Source organism: Brevundimonas kwangchunensis (genome assembly GCF_039523815.1).
Classification (GTDB): domain Bacteria; phylum Pseudomonadota; class Alphaproteobacteria; order Caulobacterales; family Caulobacteraceae; genus Brevundimonas; species Brevundimonas kwangchunensis.
Genome location: NZ_BAAAGA010000008.1, coordinates 15,550 through 30,884, shown reverse-complemented (window position 1 = coordinate 30,884; position 15,335 = coordinate 15,550). Strand labels below are relative to the sequence as shown.

The following is a 15,335-nucleotide window of genomic DNA, read 5'->3' as shown; positions in this document are numbered from 1 at the left end:
AGAGGTTAATCTTCACCAGTCGTTAACTACGTCCGGGCGACATATCCGGAGGGTGGCGGGAGTTTCCACAGGAAGCTGGCGGCGCCCCTACATCTTGGGGTTAACGACGCGTTTACACCCTTGATCTGGGCGATTAGCGTTCGAATCAAAGGTCGGGAGGCGAATCAGTGAGCGCAGCCGCGCCGTGGAGCGTGAAAGGGATTGATCCCAAGGCTCGCGAGATCGCCAAGGACCTTGCGCGTCGTTCGGGGATGACCCTGGGCGAGTGGCTCAACTCCATGATCATCGAGGACGGGGATGCGGACGACGGCTACACGCCGCTGCCGCGCCGCGCCCATGCCTCCGATACCTTCGAACGCCGTGGCCGCAGCCGTCGTCTCGACGACGCCTATGCGTCAGGTGGCGAGGCCTGGCAGCGCCTTGAGGCCTCTATCGACGCCATCGCCGCGCGCCTCGAGGCCGCCGAGCGTCGCTCGACCGTCGCCATTCAGGGTGTGGATCAGGCCGTGTCAGGCGTGGTCCGTCGGCTGGAAAATTCGGATCAGGAAGGCCGTGCCTACGGCCGCCGCATCGACGACCTCTCCGAGGAGCTGCGCGAGGGTCATCGTCGCCTGCGCAAGTTCGAGCAGGAGACCGGTCCTCGCACGACCGAGACCTTCGGCAAGGTCGAGGCTGGCCTCGGTGCTCTCGCCGGCCGTCTCTACGACATCGAGGAGCGCCAGCGCTCGGGCGTGAACGAACTGCGCCAACGCATGGATGCGGTCGAAAAGGCTGCCGGGCCGGGCGCGGGTTCCGACCTGCTGGGTCAGGTGGGCGCCCGTCTGGATCAGGCGCAGGCGCGCACGACCGAGGCCCTGCGCGGGCTGGAGCGATCGTTCGCCGTACTGGACCAGCGCATGCGCGCGGCCGAGACCCGGATCGAGCCGGAAGGCGCCCGCGAGGCCGCGCGCTTCGAAAAGCTGGCCGAAACCCTGGCCCGTCAGGTGGACGCCAACCGCGCCGAGATGATGCGCCGGCTGGATACGGCCGAGTCCGAAAACCGCATGGAGCGGATCGAGCGCGCCGTCGCCGCCCTCGGCGACCAGCTGAAGGCGTCGGAAAGCCGCTCGGCCCAAGCCGTCGAGGCCATGGGCCGCGAGGTCCTGCGTATCGCCGAGAACCTGAACGGCCGGGTGGCCAGGGTCGAGATCGATGGCGAGGTTCGCGTCGAACGTCTGGGCGAAGCCCTGTCGCGCCGGATCGACGGCGACATGGGCCGCCTGGCTCAGGGGCTGGATCAGCGCCTGACCGCCGCCGACGATCGCCATGCCCTGGCGCTGGAGAAGCTGGGCGGCGAGATCACCCGCATCTCGGATCGCCTGAGCGAGCGTATCGCCCAGTCAGAGCGCCGTTCGCAGCAGGCGCTGGAAGACATCGGCCGTCGCCTGTCGGACAGCTCGTCGCGGATCGAGCAACGCTACGACCGCGCCTCGGGCGAACTGGCCGAGCGCATGCGTTTGTCGGAAGAGCGCACCGCCGCCCTCATCGCCGAAGCACGCGAGAACATCGACCGCCGCGCCGACAGCAAGCCCGCGCCGGAGCCCGAGCCGGTCCCTGCGCCCGTGGTCGCTGCGTCTCCGATCGCTGACATCCAGCCCGACTGGCGCGCCGCCGCCTTCCCGGATGCGGCCTTCCCGGACTCGCCGTTCGCGCCGACGACCTTCGATGATCCGGACCCGGTCTATACCGAGCAGCAGGCCTGGTCGGCGGATCTCGCCCCGCCCGAGCCGGAGCCCGCGCCCGAGCCGCGCGACGAGGTCCTGACCGCCGACACCGTGTTCGACGCCGTGATGCGCGGTCCACTGGCCTCGGTCGAGGCTGCCCCGACCCCGGCCCCGACCCCGGCCCCGGCGCCGTTCGGCAGTCGCGCGGCCATCGAGACTCCGGCTGAACCGGAAGAGGCGCCGCATGTGCCGGTGTTCGCCACCGCCCCGCAGCCGGCGCCCGAGGTTTCAGCGCCGGCCGGCCCCTTCGGTTCGACCGGAGGCTTCGGAGGCGCCGACGTTTCGGACGCCTTGGCCGCCACCGCGCCAGGCGGTTTCGACGGCGACGACTTCGCCGGCGAGACGGACTTCGTCGACCCCCGCGCCCTGCGCGCCGCGGCGGCGCAAGGCCGTGCGTCCACGACCCGCAACACCATCGAGGCGGCGCGCGCCGCCATGGCGGCTCCCGAACCGGAAGCGCCGGCTCGCTCGGGCTTCGGCCTGAAGAAGGGCGGCAAGTCACGCCTGCAGGAGCGTCTGGACAAGCAGGCCTCGCGCGATGGCGGCACGGTGCGCAAGGCGCTGGGCGCCTCGGCCGTGGCGGTGGTGCTGACCGCATCAGGCGCGCTGGCGTTCAGTGAGCTGACGGATGGCGGCATCGTCCTGCAGGGTCTCGGTGGCGGCGGGGAAGCGCAACCGATCGCGGCCCTCGCCGTCGTCGCCACGCCGAGCGAAGCCGATCTGGCGCGCGGCGCCGAGCTGTACGAACAGGCCGTGGCCCAGCTGGATGCCGACGAGGCGACTGGCGCGGACACGCTGAAACAGGCGGCGACCCTGGGCTATGCCCCGGCCCAGCTGCATCTCGCGGGCCTGTATCAGGAAGGCCTGAAAGGCGTTCAGCAGAATGCCCCGGAAGCCCGCGTCTGGGCGCGTCGCGCCGCCGACAGCGGCGACCCTCGCGGCATGCATAACTACGGCATGTATCTGTTCGATGGCGTCGGCGGAGCCCGCAACCGCGCCGAGGCCCTGACCTGGCTGACCCGCGCCGCCGAGCGCGGCATGGTCGACAGCCAGTACAACGTCGCCAAGCTCTACGAGACGGGTGACGAGGGCATCACCGCCGACCCGGTTCAGGCCTATGCCTGGTACCTGATCGCCGGACGCGCCGGAGATGGCGACGCGCAGGCCGCGGCGGAGCGTATGCAGGGCACGCTCTCGGCCGCAGACCGCACTCAAGGCCGCGCCGACGCCGAGCGTTTCACCGTCGAGCCGCTCGCCTGACGGGCGCATCGTCGTCTTCCCACGCGCAACGGGTTGCTTCGGCGGCCCGGGGCGTTCAGGACAGTTTCCACCCGTCGCCTTCCGGCGCCTGACCTCAGTTCCAGCCGAAGGCGCGTCCTTTGGATATCTATCTGCCGATCGCCGAGGTTTCGGTGAACTGGCCGTTCCTGGTTCTGCTGGGAGCGACGGTCGGCTTTGTCTCGGGACTGTTCGGCATCGGCGGCGGCTTCCTGATGGCTCCGATCCTGATCTTCCTGGGCATTCCGCCATCGGTGGCGGTCGCCAGTCAGGCCAGCCACGTCGTGGCGTCCTCGACCTCGGGCGTGATCGCCTACACCAGCCAGAAGATGGTCGATTACCGCATCGGCGGGATCATGGCCGCGGGCGGCGTGGTCGGCGCCCTGCTGGGGGTCGAGCTGTTCCGCTATCTGCGCCTGCTGGGTCAGGCGGATCTGGCGGTCGCTCTGGCCTATCTGTTGTTCCTCGGCGCGATCGGCACCCTGATGCTCTACGAAAGCCTCGGGCAGATCCTGAGGCGAGTGCGTGGCGAGATTGTTCCGCACAAGGAGCGTCGCCGACCGCTGTGGCTGTACGGCCTGCCGTTGCGGATGCGGTTCCCGCGCTCGGGCCTCTACATCAGCGTGATCCCGCCGATCGCCCTCGGGGTTTTCGTCGGCATCCTGTCCGCCATCATGGGGGTGGGCGGCGGCTTCATCCTGGTGCCGGCCATGCTCTACATCCTGCGAATGAAGGCCAGCGTGGTCGTGGGCACCAGCCTGTTCCAGATCATCATCGTGACGGCGATGACCACGATCCTGCAGGCCGGACGCAACCAGACCGTCGACATCGTGCTGTCGATCATCCTGCTGCTGGGCGGGGTCGTGGGCGCCCAATATGGCGCGCGCCTGTCCGGCCGGTTCCGGGCCGAGGAGCTGCGGGCGGCGCTGGGCGTGATCGTCCTGCTGGTGGGGATCTACATGGGGCTGGAGCTGTTCGTGCGGCCCAGCGATCTGTTCTCCTTCGCGCCGGGGGTGGCGGAATGATGCAGGACCTGCCGCCCGATCCGCCCGCCGTCGTCGCGCCGGCGCCTGCCCAGTCGGTCAGCACCGCCGATCGCGTGCGGGTGGCCGCCGCCCTGACCGATGCGCGGGTGCAGGTCGACTCCAGCTTCCGTGGCGCCTCGATCGTGCTGTTCGGCGCGGTCTTCAATCCTACGGACGCCCCGGCCGATGTCGTGGTGGTCGTGCGCGGACCGGATGCGCCGGTGCGTCTGGTGAAGAAGACCCGCAACGCCGGCGTCTGGCTGAACGGCCGGCCGGTGCTGTTCGAGGGCGCTCCCGGCTTCTACATGACCGCCTCGACGCGGCCCCTGTCGGATATCGCCGAGTTCGGCCAGCTGCGCCGGCTGGGCGTCGGCGTCGACCACCTGCGTATCAACGCGCCTGAGGAAAGCCGGACGGTGACCCGCTACGGCGTCCGAGACGTGGTCGTCAGCCGTCTGGGCGAGGACTATCTGGACTGGCGTCGCGCGGTGATCCGCCTGCGCGAGGCGGCGGCTTTGTACGATACAGACCCGGACGGCGTGCGGTTCGTGGATCGCGGCCTGTTCCGGGCCGAGGTCGAGCTGCCGGCGGTGGCGCCGACGGGCCAGTATTTCGCCGAGGTCTGGCTGTTCCAGGAGGGCGAGCCGGTGTCGGTCAGCAACCTGACCCTGACCGTCGAGAAGGTGGGCATCGAGCGCGACATCTTCGAGTTCGCCCACCGACGGCCGTGGACATATGGCGTGCTGTGCGTCCTGCTGGCAGCCCTGACGGGGTGGGGCGCCAGCCGGATCTTCAGGCGGAACTAGGTCTCAGGTCGCCGCGAACTCGCTGAGCGCATCCAGAACCGCGCGGTTCTGATCCTCGGTGCCGACGGTGATGCGAAGGCAGTCGTGCAGGCCATAGCCGCCAACCGGGCGCACGATGATGCCCTTGCCATGCAGATACTCGTTGGCCGCGGCGGCGCTGCGCTTTTCGTCCGGGAAGCGGACGAGGACGAAGTTGCCGGCGGACGGGAAGCTCTCGAAGCCGAAGCCGCGGATGGCCTGCGTCAGGCGCGGACGCCAGGTCTCGACCAGATCGCGCGAGGCCTTCTGGTGCGCCTCGTCATGGAGGGCGGCGACGGCGGCCTCGAGGCCCGGAACCGAGACGTTGAACGGCAGACGGATGCGATCGACCGCCTCGGCCACCTTCAACGGAGCGTAGCCGAAGCCGATACGCAGACCGCCGAGGCCGTGAATCTTGGAGAAGGTGCGAGTGACGACGATGTTGTCCGCGTCCTTCGCCAGCGGGAAGCTGGTCTCCCAGTCCGCCGCAGTGACGAACTCGGCATAGGCCTCGTCGATGACAAGCAGGACGTTCGAGGGCAGGGCCGTGTGCAGGCGACGGGTTTCCTCGGCGGTGTTGTAGCTGCCGGTCGGGTTGGACGGGCTGGAGATGTAGACGATCCGTGTGCGGTCATCGACCTGCTCAAGGATCGCATCGACCTCGGCCTTGTAGCCCGGCTCGGGGGCCAGCTTGACCGAGGCCTGGTTGGCCAGGGCCGAAATGCGGTAGGCGAGGAAGCCGTACTGGCCGGTGACGATGTTGTCGCCCGGCTGCAGATAGGTCTGGTTCAGCAGGGCGAAGACCTCGTCCGAGCCGTTGCCGAAGATCAGGCGCTCGGGCTCCAGTCCGTGGTGGTCGGCGACGGCGTCGCGCAGCTTGCCGGCCCGGCCGTCCGGATAGATGTGGATGTTGCCGACCGCCGCCTGATAGGCCTCCCGGGCCTTCTCGCCGGCGCCCAGGGCGTTCTCGTTCGACGAGAGCTTCATCGGCTCGGCCACGCCCTCGATCTTCGACTTGCCGCCGACGTAGGGGGCGATGTCGAGGATGCCGGGCTTGGGCTGGATCGTGTCGGTCATGCAGGCTCTCAGAACAGGGGGGCGGCGCCGATCACGCCGGACAGGGCGCCGGGCGCATCCGCGAGCCGGCTGTCTTCCGCCTGCACATAGCCCGCCATAACGAACAGCTTCAAGCCGCCGCCGGCCATCAGCAGGGTCGCCGCAAGTCCGGAGGCCGACAGGGCTTCGACGATCCGGGCGTCCGGCAGGGCGCTGTCGGTGGCCCAGAAGGTGCGATCGGCGCCCGTCGGTCCCGGCTGCGCGCGCTGGATCATCAGGGCGCGAGGCTGACCGACGCCGTGGTCGGGCAGGGCGGCGATGACGCGAAGATCGGGCTCGGCCAGCAACCGGCCCCACCACGCCGAGGTCGGCGTCAGGTCCATCAGGGCGCGTGCGCCGTCCCTGACTGCGATAAAGGCGGCGTCCGGCTTGGCGGCGAGGCGAGCGACGAGACCGTAGCGGTCGGCGGCCAGCACCTGACTGGCGGGCCCCCAGACCACCAGCGGCGCACCCGAAGCGGCGTCGACGCGGCCCAGCACCGAGCGGGCGGCGGCGATTTGCGGCGCGGTCAGGCCGGCGAGGGCCTCTCGCAGGGCGATGGCGTCGGCGTCCGGCGTCGCGCGCGCGCCCGCGGCGAGACGCGCTTTCACCGCCTCGGCCACGGCGCGGTCCAGCGCCAAGCGTTCGTCGTCGCGCGGCGGCTCGGTCAGCATCAGAACAGACGTGGGGCGGGCGCCAGGGCGAACGGGCCCAGCCAGGTGCGTCCGTCACGGAAACGGATGGTCAGATCGACGTCACGCTCGCCCTGGATGGCGGTCGCTGCGGCGGCTCCGGCCGCGCCGACCCGGTTGACGGCGCCCTCGCGCGAGCGGGCCAGACCGGTGATCGCCGCCCCGGCGGACTCGGCGTTCAGGGACAGGTCGCCCTGCAGTCTCCCATCCGCGCCGGCCGACAGGCCTGTGCTGGTCAGACGGGCGCGGCTCTCGCCGGCGATCAGTTCGCCGCGCACGTCCGACAGACGGCCCCCGGCTTCCGTCCAGGCGGCGAAGACGCCGGCGGCCGTCGGTCCGGCCAGATGGCTGGCCTCCCGGACCACGCCTTCCAGCCTGACGGTCAGACGGCCTTCCTGCGTCGCCCCCTCGACCGGGCCGCCCGGGCGCCCGCGGGCTTCCTGCAGATTGAACAGGACGTCGATGGCGTCGGCGGTCTCATCCTCGCGATGCGGGCGGGCCTCGAACTGAATGCGGTCGGCCGAGGCGATCGGGAAGGGCTCGGCGTCCTCGTGGGCGGTGAAGACGGGGCGGATCAACTCGACGCGCAGATCGGGGAAGCGTTCGCGCAGACGGCTGATGCTGAAGCGAAGACCGTCGCCGCGCACCCCGACCTTGCCTTTGTCGGCCCGCGCCAGTGTCAGGCCCTCGGGGGCCACGACTACCCAGTGATCGGGGTTCCAGGCATTGGCCTCGGCCACAAGTTCGGGGGCGGAGATGCCGTGGCCCGAGGGGGCGACGATGTCGGCATGCGGAATGGCGACGCGGGCGCGGAACGGCCAGCCTGTCGTGGTCACCTCGGCGTGGCTGATGGTCCAGCCGTTCTGCTTGAGGGCCTCGACCTGCGCGTCCAGCCGGGTCTCGATCTGCTGCACGAGGAAGAACCACCACGCGGTCCACGCAACGAGGACCACGCCGGCGATGGTGAAGGGAACGATGATGCCGCGACGGGAGTGGCGAGGGCTGTCGGTGGTCATTCAGGGTCCGGCGAAAACTGGGTCCGAGTGTTCGAAACGTCCGAAGCGCGGAACGGGGGCCGAGAAAACCGCGCCCCGACGGCTTTCTATGGTGAAGCTGCCAGTTCGTGACAAGCGGGCACCGTAAGGAACGCGCCACGCCGGATGTCCGTTCGGCTGTCGTCATTTTCAGGGAGAACGCCATGGAAGCCCAGTCGCTGCATCGGGGCCGGCTGATCGATCATATTCAGCTGGTGGTCGCCGACCTGCCGGCCTCGCGCCGGTTCTACGACGCCGTCTTCGAGGCGCTGGGCGTGCCGCTGGGCGGCGAGGCGGAGAGCTTCTTCTGGGTGGACGAGCTGTTCGTCTCCAGCGCCGACAGCGAGGCGGCGACCGGCAAGCTGACCGGCCGACACCACCTGGCCTTCCAGGCCGCCGACCGGGCCATGGTCGAGGCCTTCCACAAGGCGGGTCTGGCGGCCGGCGGCAAGGACAACGGCGCGCCGGGCGAGCGGCCCTATCACCCCGGCTACTATGCCGCCTTCCTGATCGATCCAGACGGCAACAACATCGAGGCGGTCTTCCACGGCGAGGCGAAACGGTCGGCGCCGAGCGTGGAAATCAATTTCGAGGCGTAGCGAGGAAGCCGCTGACGAGCTCCACCGCCTCGGCCAGCCCCATGCGAAGGACCTCGGTGCCGGGCGGGAGGCTGGCGAACAGGCGGGTGGGGCAGGCGGCGTCCAGCATGACGAAGACGCCCTTGTCGTCCGCGCGACGGATCAGCCGGCCGAAAGCCTGGGCCATGCGGGCGCGGGCCAGGGCGTCGTCATAGGCGCGGCCTTGCGCCGACGAACCGCCGAACCGCTCGCGCCTCGCCTTGTGCAGCAGGTCCGGGCGGGGCCAGGGCACCCGGTCGAAGGCGAGGATGCGAAGGCTGCGGCCGGGTACATCCACCCCGTCGCGCACGGCGTCGGTGCCCAGCAGGCAGCTGTCCTGTTCGGCGCGGAAGACGTCGACGAGAGCGCCGACCTCGAGCGGATCGACGTGCTGGGCGTAGAGGGGGATGCCCTGTTTCGCGAGATCGGGACCCAGCCGCTCATAAACCGCCTTGAGCCGGCGAATAGCGGTGAACAGGCCGACACCGCCCCCGCCCGCGGCGAGGAACAGTTCGCGCATGGCGGCCGCGGTCTGGCGGGCGTCATCCTTGATCAGGTCGTTGACGACGATGACCCGGCTGTTCTCGGCATAGTCGAACGGGCTCTCCACCTTGAGCGTCCGCGCCGGCTCGATCAGGCGGGCCGCGCCCGTGCGCATCCGGGCGAGATCGAACGGATCGTCCGCCATCGGATCGGACAGGGTCGCCGAGGTCACAAGCACCCCGTGCGAGGGCATGACCACGGCGGCCTCCAGCGGCACGGTCGGGTCGATCCAGTGGCGGCGCAGGGCGACGTCGTGGATGCGGCCGAAGGCGGCCTCGGCCGACAGCCAGTCGACGAAATCGGGGTCCGGCTCCCCGGTGTCGGCATCCAGCGCCCCCAGCATGGAGCGCCAGCCCGGCAAGGTCATCCGCGCGCGCCGGTCCAGCCCGCGCAGGGCGCCCTCGATCCGGGCGCGCGAGGCGCCGTCCAGCTCGACCGACTCGTCGTCGAGGATGTCTTCCAGATGTCGGGACAGGGCCAGCAGCGGCGCCTCGACCGCGGCCAGCGCCTTCGCGGCCTCGCGCGCCGTCTCAAGCACCGGATCGGTGACAGGGCGCAGGCTGCATTCCATGCCGAACTCGATCCCGCCGGGGCCGCCGCCCTCGCTGGTCCGGGCGCGCAACTGTTCCAGCGCGGCGACGAGGAAGCGTTCGACCGGCCCGATCGGATTGACCTCGCCCGAGGCGGAGGCGATGCGGCCCGAGACGCCTTCGCCGGGCAGCTGGGCCGCGGCGTGCATGGCGTCCTGCAAGGCCTTCGTCGCCGCCTCGTTGTCGGCGCAGAGGTCGCCCAGCCGCTGTTCCAGCCCCCGACCGCGACGGCCCCGGCCTTCCGGCCCACGGATCCAGCGGCGCAGCTCGGCGGATTCCTGGCCGGACAGGCAGGCGGAGAAGGCGCTGTCGGCGGCGTCGAACAGATGGTGGCCCTCATCGAAGACGATCCGCTTCAGCGCCGCCGTCTCGCCGTCCTGTTTCAGGCCCCGCGCCGAGCGGGCCCCGTCGAAGGCGGCCTGGGTCATGACCAGCGCATGGTTGGCGACCACGAGGTCGGCCTTGCGGCTGGCGCGGATGGTCTTCTCGACGAAACAGGTGCGGTAGTGGGGGCAGGCGGCGTGCACACACTCGCCCCGCCGGTCCACGAGGTTGCCGGCGCCGGCCTGCTGGGACGGAGCCACGGCGAACAGGCTGGGCAGCCACCCGGGGAAGTCGCCGCCGGTCATGTCGCCGTCGCGGCTGTGCAGAGCCCAACGGGCGGCCAGAGCCACGCCGATCAGGTCGCCGTTCCCCAGCTGAGCCGCCTGCACCATCTCCTGCAGGTTCAGCAGACAGAGATAGTTCTCGCGGCCCTTGCGGACGACCGCCTTGCGCTTGCGCTCGGCCGGGTCGGGCCAGAGGGCGGCGCTCTCGCGGTCGATCTGGCGTTGCAGGGCGCGGGTGTAGGTCGAGACCCAGGCCGCGCCGGCGTTGCGCTCGGCCCACAGGCTGGCGGGGGCCAGATAGCCGAGCGTCTTGCCCGTGCCGGTTCCCGCCTCGGCCAGCAGCATGCGCGGGCGGCCCTCCTCGTTGCGGGGGGAGAAGGCGTAGGCGACCTCGGCGGCATAGTCGGATTGGGCCGGACGGGTCTCGTCGAGACCCGAGGCCTGGAGCAGTTTCTCCAGCCGGATGCGGGCGCTCTCGCTGTCGACGGGAGCCGAGCCGGCCTCGCCGCGCGGCGCCTCGTCCTCCCACTCGGCCAGCCGCGACCAGGCGTCGAGGCCCGAGCCGCGATGCTGGCGGGCGCGCAGGGGCTGGTGCTGCAGGGCGCCCGCGACCCGCCATGACCAACTCCAGCCGGCGCGGCCCAGCGTCTCGTTCAGGGTGAAGGCGTCCTCGCGCAGAGGGTAGGCGGGTTCGGCCAGCTCGCGCAGCAGGGCGTCGGCGGCGGCGCGCAGGGCGCTGGCCTGGGCCTCCGGTCCCTTCGGCTCCGGCTGACCCAGGGCGAGAGCGAGGCCGGTCGGCGAGGGCGCACAGAAGCGGGCCGGGCGGACGAAGGCGAACAGCTCCAGCACGTCCAGCAGGTCGGTCGAGCGCGCGGGCGGGGCGATGCCGAGACGGCGGGCGGTCAGACTGGCGTGAGCGACCATGACGGGACCGGCGGTGAAAGCCCCCTCCGCCGCGCCGCGCCCGATCCTGCGCGCGCCCTCGTCGTCGCAGATCGCCCCCGCGCCCGGCGGCACGGCCAGAGCCGGCGGCAGCGCCAGCCAAGGCTCGGCGCCGGTCAGGGCGCTGGAGATTGCGGTGGTCGAGTCGGTCGGCACGCTCGATAGATAGCGACTTAAGGCGTGAAACGGAACGGGAACATGCTATAGCCGCGAGGTGACGCCGACCGCCGTTCCAGCAACGCTTCCGCCGCTCCTCACGGACTGGTTCGCCTCGCGCGGCTGGGCGCCGCGGCGGCATCAGCTGGAGATGGTCGCGGCGGCGCAGGCCGGGTCGCACGCCCTGCTGGTCGCGCCGACCGGCGGTGGCAAGACGCTGGCGGGGTTCCTCCCGTCGCTGATCGAGCTGGCCGAGCGTGGGCCCAAGCCGGAAAGCGGGCCGGGGTCGGGCGTGCACACCCTGTATCTGTCGCCGCTGAAAGCGCTGACGACCGACGTCGAGCGCAACCTGATGACCCCGATCCGCGAGATCGGGCTGAACATCCATGTCGAGAGCCGCACGGGCGACACCAAACAGTCCAAACGCCAGCGGCAGCGCGACTTTCCGCCGGACATCCTCCTGACCACGCCGGAACAGCTGGCCCTGCTGTGCGCCTGGGACGGCGCGCGGGCGTGGTTCGCCGACCTGAAATGCGTCGTGCTGGACGAGGTGCATGCGATCTGGAGCGGCAAGCGCGGCGACCTGCTGAACCTCGGTCTGGGCCGGTTGCAGCAGTTCGCTCCGGACCTGCGCCGCGTGGCGCTGTCGGCGACGGTGGATGACCCCGAGATGATCGCGGCGTGGCTGAAACCCGGACGTCCTTCTCCCGCAAGGGGAGAAGGGGTCTTTATTGTGAGGGGCGATCCCGGTGCGCCGCCGGTGGTGGATGTGCTGGTCAGCGAGGGCCGCGTGCCGTGGGCCGGGCATACCGGCGTTCATGCGATCCCCGAGGTCTATGACGCCATCAAGCGGGCGGGGATGGCGCTGATCTTCGTCAATACGCGCTGGCAGGCGGAGTTCGTCTTTCAGGAGCTCTGGCGGATCAACGAGGACGATCTGGCCATCGCCCTGCACCACGGCTCGCTGGCGCCGGAGCAGAGGCGCAAGGTCGAGGCGGCGATGGCGCGCGGCGACCTGAACGCCGTGGTCTGCACCTCGACGCTGGACCTCGGCATCGACTGGGGCGACGTGGATCTGGTCATCCAGCTGGCGGCGCCCAAGGGGGCGAGCCGGCTGGTGCAACGGATAGGCCGGGCGAACCACCGGCTGGACGAGCCCTCGCGCGCCCTGATGGTGCCCGCCAGCCGGTTCGAGATGCTGGAGTGCCAGGCCGCGCGCGAGGCGGTGGCCGAGAACGCCTTCGACTGGGAGCCTGTGCATACGGGCACGCTCGACACCCTCGCCCAGCACGTCATGGGGTGCGCCTGTTCCGAGCCGTTCGCGCTGGATGATCTGTATACGGAGATTGTCGGTTGTTACCCCTACCGCGACCTCAGCTACGAGCGGTTCGAGGAGGTCGTCGATCTGGTCGCCACCGGCGGCTATGCGCTGCGGACCTATGAGCGGTTCGCGCGGATCGTGCGGACGCAGGACGGCCGCTGGAAGGTCCGCAACGCCCAGACCGCCCAGCGGCACCGGATGAATGTCGGGGCCATCGTCTCGGCGGCCAATCTGAACGTCCGCGTCGGCTCGCGCAGGGCGGGCGGCAAGGCGATGGTCGGCGGCCGCAAGATCGGCGAGGCCGAGGAGTGGTATTTCGAACAGATGTCGCCCGGCGACACCTTCGTCTTCGCCGGTCAGGTCTGGGCGTTCCAAGGCATTTCGGGGACCGACGCCCTGGTCACCACGGCGGTCGACAAGGACCCTCGCATCCCCTCGTACGGCGGGTCCAAGTTCCCGCTAGGCACCTCTCTGGCCGAGCGGGTGCGCGACATGATCCACGACCGCGACCACTGGCGCGTCCTGCCCAATGACGTGCAGGAGTGGCTGGAGCTGCAGGAGATGCGCTCGGTCATCCCGAAAGCCGGGGCCATGCTGGTCGAGACCTTCCCGCGGGGAACGCGCAACTTCCTGGTGGCCTATCCCTTCGAGGGCCGGCTGGCGCACACGACCCTGGCCATGTTGCTGACCCGGCGACTGGACCGGCTGGATGTGGGGCCGCTGGGCTTCGTGGTGACCGACTATTCGCTGGCGATCTGGTCGATCAAGCCGATGGACCGGCTGGACCTCGACGCCCTGTTCGAGCCGGACATGCTGGGCGACGATCTCGAAGCGTGGCTGGAGGAGAGCTTCATGATGAAGCGCACCTTCCGCAATTGCGCCCTCATCTCGGGTTTGATCGAGCAGCGCCAGCCGGGAGCCGAGAAGACCGGCCGACAGGTGACCTTCTCGACAGACCTGATCTACGACGTGCTCCGCCGCCACCAGCCCGATCACCTGCTTCTCCGCACCGCCCGCGCCGACGCGGCGTCGGGCCTGCTGGATGTCGGGCGGCTGGGCCAGATGCTGGGGCGCATTCAGGGCAACATCACCCATCAGCCGCTGGAGCGGCCCTCGCCCTTCAGTGTGCCGGTGCTGGTGCAGATCGGGCGCGAACGGGTCGGCGGCGGGGCGGCGGAGATGATCCTGACCGAAACTGCCATGGACTTCGCCGAGGAGACCCTGATCGCCGAGGTCATGGCCGATGCGCCGCCCGAACTGGAGGGCGCGGCGTGAACGCCGCCCTGCGAGATGCCCTGACGCCCTTCCGCCATCCCTGCGGCGGGCTGAAGGTGCGGGTGAATGGCGAGGCCTGCGTGCTGCGCTGCTCCGGCGCGCTGTGGGTTCCCGCGCACCGGACCCTGATCGCCTCGGACCTGCACCTCGAGAAGGGGTCGGCCTTCGCCGTACGCGGACAGATGCTGCCGCCGTACGACAGCCCGGCGACGCTGGCCAAGCTGGAGGCGGAGATAGAGGCGCTGGACCCGGCGGCGGTGGTCCTGCTGGGCGACAGTTTCCATGACGCCAAGGCGGTCGATCGTCTGGCGACGGACGATCTGGCGCGCCTGACCCGGCTGGCGGCCGGGCGGGACTGGATCTGGCTGGAAGGCAACCACGATCTGGTCGCCCTGGCCGGGGCGCTGGACGCCCTGCCGGGCCGGGTAGTGACGACGATGCCGCTGGGCGCCCTGACCCTGATCCACGAGCCGCAGCCGGGCGAGGCGACTGGCGAGGTCGCAGGCCACCTGCATCCCGCCGCCCGCGTCGCCGCCTATGGCCGTGGCGTGCGCCGGCCCTGTTTCGTCACGGACGGCCGCCGCCTGATCATGCCGGCCTTCGGCGCATTCACCGGCGGGCTGGATGTGAGGGACGCCGCCGTCGCCGGCCTGTTCGGGTCAGCCCCGATGATCGCCGCCTTAGGCCGCGACAAGGTTCACGCCTTCAGCTGGGACGCGCTGCGTTAGCCGCCGAACCGGCGAACCACGAACGCGCCCACGCGCCATGAGTCGTCGTTTTGCGACACGGGGCTATCGGCGATATCGCCAAGCCGGCGCTCATAGCCGAGCAGTCCTCCCGCGGCCCAGCGGGGGCTCAGGGGTGTGATGAGCATGGCGGTCGCGCCCGCGCCTTGAAGACCGCCATCGGGCGCATAGGCCGGAATGCCGTTGGCAAGCGCCTCCGCCGGGGACACGCCGTAATAGGCGTCGGCCAGCTTGCGGTCGCCGCCACGGACATAGGCGCTGACGTTGAGTGCGCCGATCGGCGTCACACGCTGGTGGCCGATGGATGCGTGATACTCGGTGCCTTCGCTGACGTCGGTGACATCGCGGCTGACGCGCCCGCCGACGACGATGTTCCCCGGCAGGCGCTGGTAGGCGTAGACGGCGGCGCCGGCTCCGAAGTCCGGCCTGTCCAGAGTCAGGCCCTCGATATCGTCCGGGCTGAAGCGCGGACGGAGCTGCAGGCCGGCGCGGAAGGTGTCGGTGCTGACGACATTCCAGCCCAGGCCCTCGAATGGACTGAAGTAGATCCGGTCGCGCCAGTTCGCGGCGATATAGGGCACGACGTTGGCCTTCCCGCCGGTGTCGCCGTTCGAATCCTGGCTGTACAGCGCGCCAACGCCGACATCGACGGTCCAGTCCTGCTGGGGACCCATGCGCTCATAAGGCTGGCTCTGGGCGACGGCGGCCGGAGCGATCAGCGTCAGAGCCGCGAAGGCGGCGCCGGAGAGGAGAGAGCGAACGATCATGGAGAGCCTCGGATGAACTGCGCATCGGGAATGCCCGGATACGCGACCGGCTCCCTCTC

The 15,335-nt window shown here is 70.4% G+C and carries 11 protein-coding genes; 6 read left to right on the top strand and 5 right to left on the bottom strand.

Features of this window, described 5'->3' with window-relative positions:
• Positions 1–167: 167 nt before the first annotated feature.
• The 3 genes from ABDZ95_RS14515 to ABDZ95_RS14505 all read left to right on the top strand — a co-directional run bounded on the left by ABDZ95_RS14515 (position 168) and on the right by ABDZ95_RS14505 (position 4,872).
• The gene (locus ABDZ95_RS14515) at positions 168–3,023 is read left to right on the top strand and encodes an SEL1-like repeat protein (protein ID WP_343794685.1); all 2,856 of its coding nucleotides are present in this window, start codon (positions 168–170) and stop codon (positions 3,021–3,023) included.
• Positions 3,024–3,142: 119 nt separating this feature from the next.
• On the top strand, positions 3,143–4,066 hold the full coding sequence (locus ABDZ95_RS14510; protein WP_343794684.1) for a sulfite exporter TauE/SafE family protein: 924 nt from the start codon (positions 3,143–3,145) through the stop codon (positions 4,064–4,066).
• Positions 4,063–4,872 (top strand): TIGR02186 family protein, encoded by an 810-nt coding sequence (locus ABDZ95_RS14505; protein WP_343794683.1) that lies wholly within the window; start codon positions 4,063–4,065, stop codon positions 4,870–4,872. Before ABDZ95_RS14510 ends, ABDZ95_RS14505 begins: the two co-directional genes overlap by 4 nt.
• 3 nt (positions 4,873–4,875) lie before the next feature.
• On the opposite strand, the gene hisC is transcribed toward ABDZ95_RS14505, so the two are convergent.
• The 3 genes from hisC to ABDZ95_RS14490 are packed head-to-tail and all read right to left on the bottom strand — an operon-like array spanning position 4,876 to position 7,693.
• Complete coding sequence (hisC, locus tag ABDZ95_RS14500) at positions 4,876–5,967, bottom strand: histidinol-phosphate transaminase (RefSeq protein WP_343794682.1); 1,092 nt, start codon at positions 5,965–5,967, stop codon at positions 4,876–4,878.
• 8 nt (positions 5,968–5,975) lie between these two features.
• Positions 5,976–6,659, bottom strand: coding sequence for a hypothetical protein (locus ABDZ95_RS14495; RefSeq protein WP_343794681.1), 684 nt, complete (start codon positions 6,657–6,659; stop codon positions 5,976–5,978).
• Complete coding sequence (locus ABDZ95_RS14490) at positions 6,659–7,693, bottom strand: DUF2125 domain-containing protein (protein WP_343794680.1); 1,035 nt, start codon at positions 7,691–7,693, stop codon at positions 6,659–6,661. The genes ABDZ95_RS14495 and ABDZ95_RS14490 overlap by 1 nt, the downstream gene beginning before the upstream one ends.
• Positions 7,694–7,875: 182 nt before the next feature.
• Here ABDZ95_RS14490 and ABDZ95_RS14485 point away from each other — a divergent pair, with 182 nt between their 5' ends.
• Complete coding sequence (locus ABDZ95_RS14485) at positions 7,876–8,310, top strand: VOC family protein (protein WP_343794679.1); 435 nt, start codon at positions 7,876–7,878, stop codon at positions 8,308–8,310.
• On the opposite strand, the gene ABDZ95_RS14480 is transcribed toward ABDZ95_RS14485, so the two are convergent.
• Positions 8,294–11,131, bottom strand: a complete 2,838-nt coding sequence (locus tag ABDZ95_RS14480; protein WP_343794748.1) for an ATP-dependent DNA helicase — start codon at positions 11,129–11,131, stop codon at positions 8,294–8,296. The genes ABDZ95_RS14485 and ABDZ95_RS14480 overlap by 17 nt on opposite strands.
• Before the next feature lie 94 nt (positions 11,132–11,225).
• Here ABDZ95_RS14480 and ABDZ95_RS14475 point away from each other — a divergent pair, with 94 nt between their 5' ends.
• Both ABDZ95_RS14475 and pdeM read left to right on the top strand, forming a co-directional pair.
• Complete coding sequence (locus ABDZ95_RS14475) at positions 11,226–13,763, top strand: ligase-associated DNA damage response DEXH box helicase (RefSeq protein ID WP_343794678.1); 2,538 nt, start codon at positions 11,226–11,228, stop codon at positions 13,761–13,763.
• A complete protein-coding gene (gene pdeM, locus ABDZ95_RS14470) occupies positions 13,760–14,491 on the top strand; it encodes a ligase-associated DNA damage response endonuclease PdeM (RefSeq protein ID WP_343794677.1) in 732 nt (243 codons plus the stop codon). The genes ABDZ95_RS14475 and pdeM overlap by 4 nt, the downstream gene beginning before the upstream one ends.
• Here pdeM and ABDZ95_RS14465 read toward each other — a convergent pair.
• A complete protein-coding gene (locus ABDZ95_RS14465) occupies positions 14,488–15,276 on the bottom strand; it encodes a MipA/OmpV family protein (protein ID WP_343794676.1) in 789 nt (262 codons plus the stop codon). The genes pdeM and ABDZ95_RS14465 overlap by 4 nt on opposite strands.
• Positions 15,277–15,335 lie beyond the last annotated feature (59 nt).

Coding starts and splice junctions, on each gene's coding strand:
- ABDZ95_RS14465 (WP_343794676.1), bottom strand. CDS start 15,276: ATGATCGTTCGCTCTCTCCTCTCCGGCGCCGCCTTCGCGGCTCTGACG.
- ABDZ95_RS14495 (WP_343794681.1), bottom strand. CDS start 6,659: ATGCTGACCGAGCCGCCGCGCGACGACGAACGCTTGGCGCTGGACCGC.
- ABDZ95_RS14485 (WP_343794679.1), top strand. CDS start 7,876: ATGGAAGCCCAGTCGCTGCATCGGGGCCGGCTGATCGATCATATTCAG.
- ABDZ95_RS14505 (WP_343794683.1), top strand. CDS start 4,063: ATGATGCAGGACCTGCCGCCCGATCCGCCCGCCGTCGTCGCGCCGGCG.
- ABDZ95_RS14490 (WP_343794680.1), bottom strand. CDS start 7,693: ATGACCACCGACAGCCCTCGCCACTCCCGTCGCGGCATCATCGTTCCC.
- hisC (WP_343794682.1), bottom strand. CDS start 5,967: ATGACCGACACGATCCAGCCCAAGCCCGGCATCCTCGACATCGCCCCC.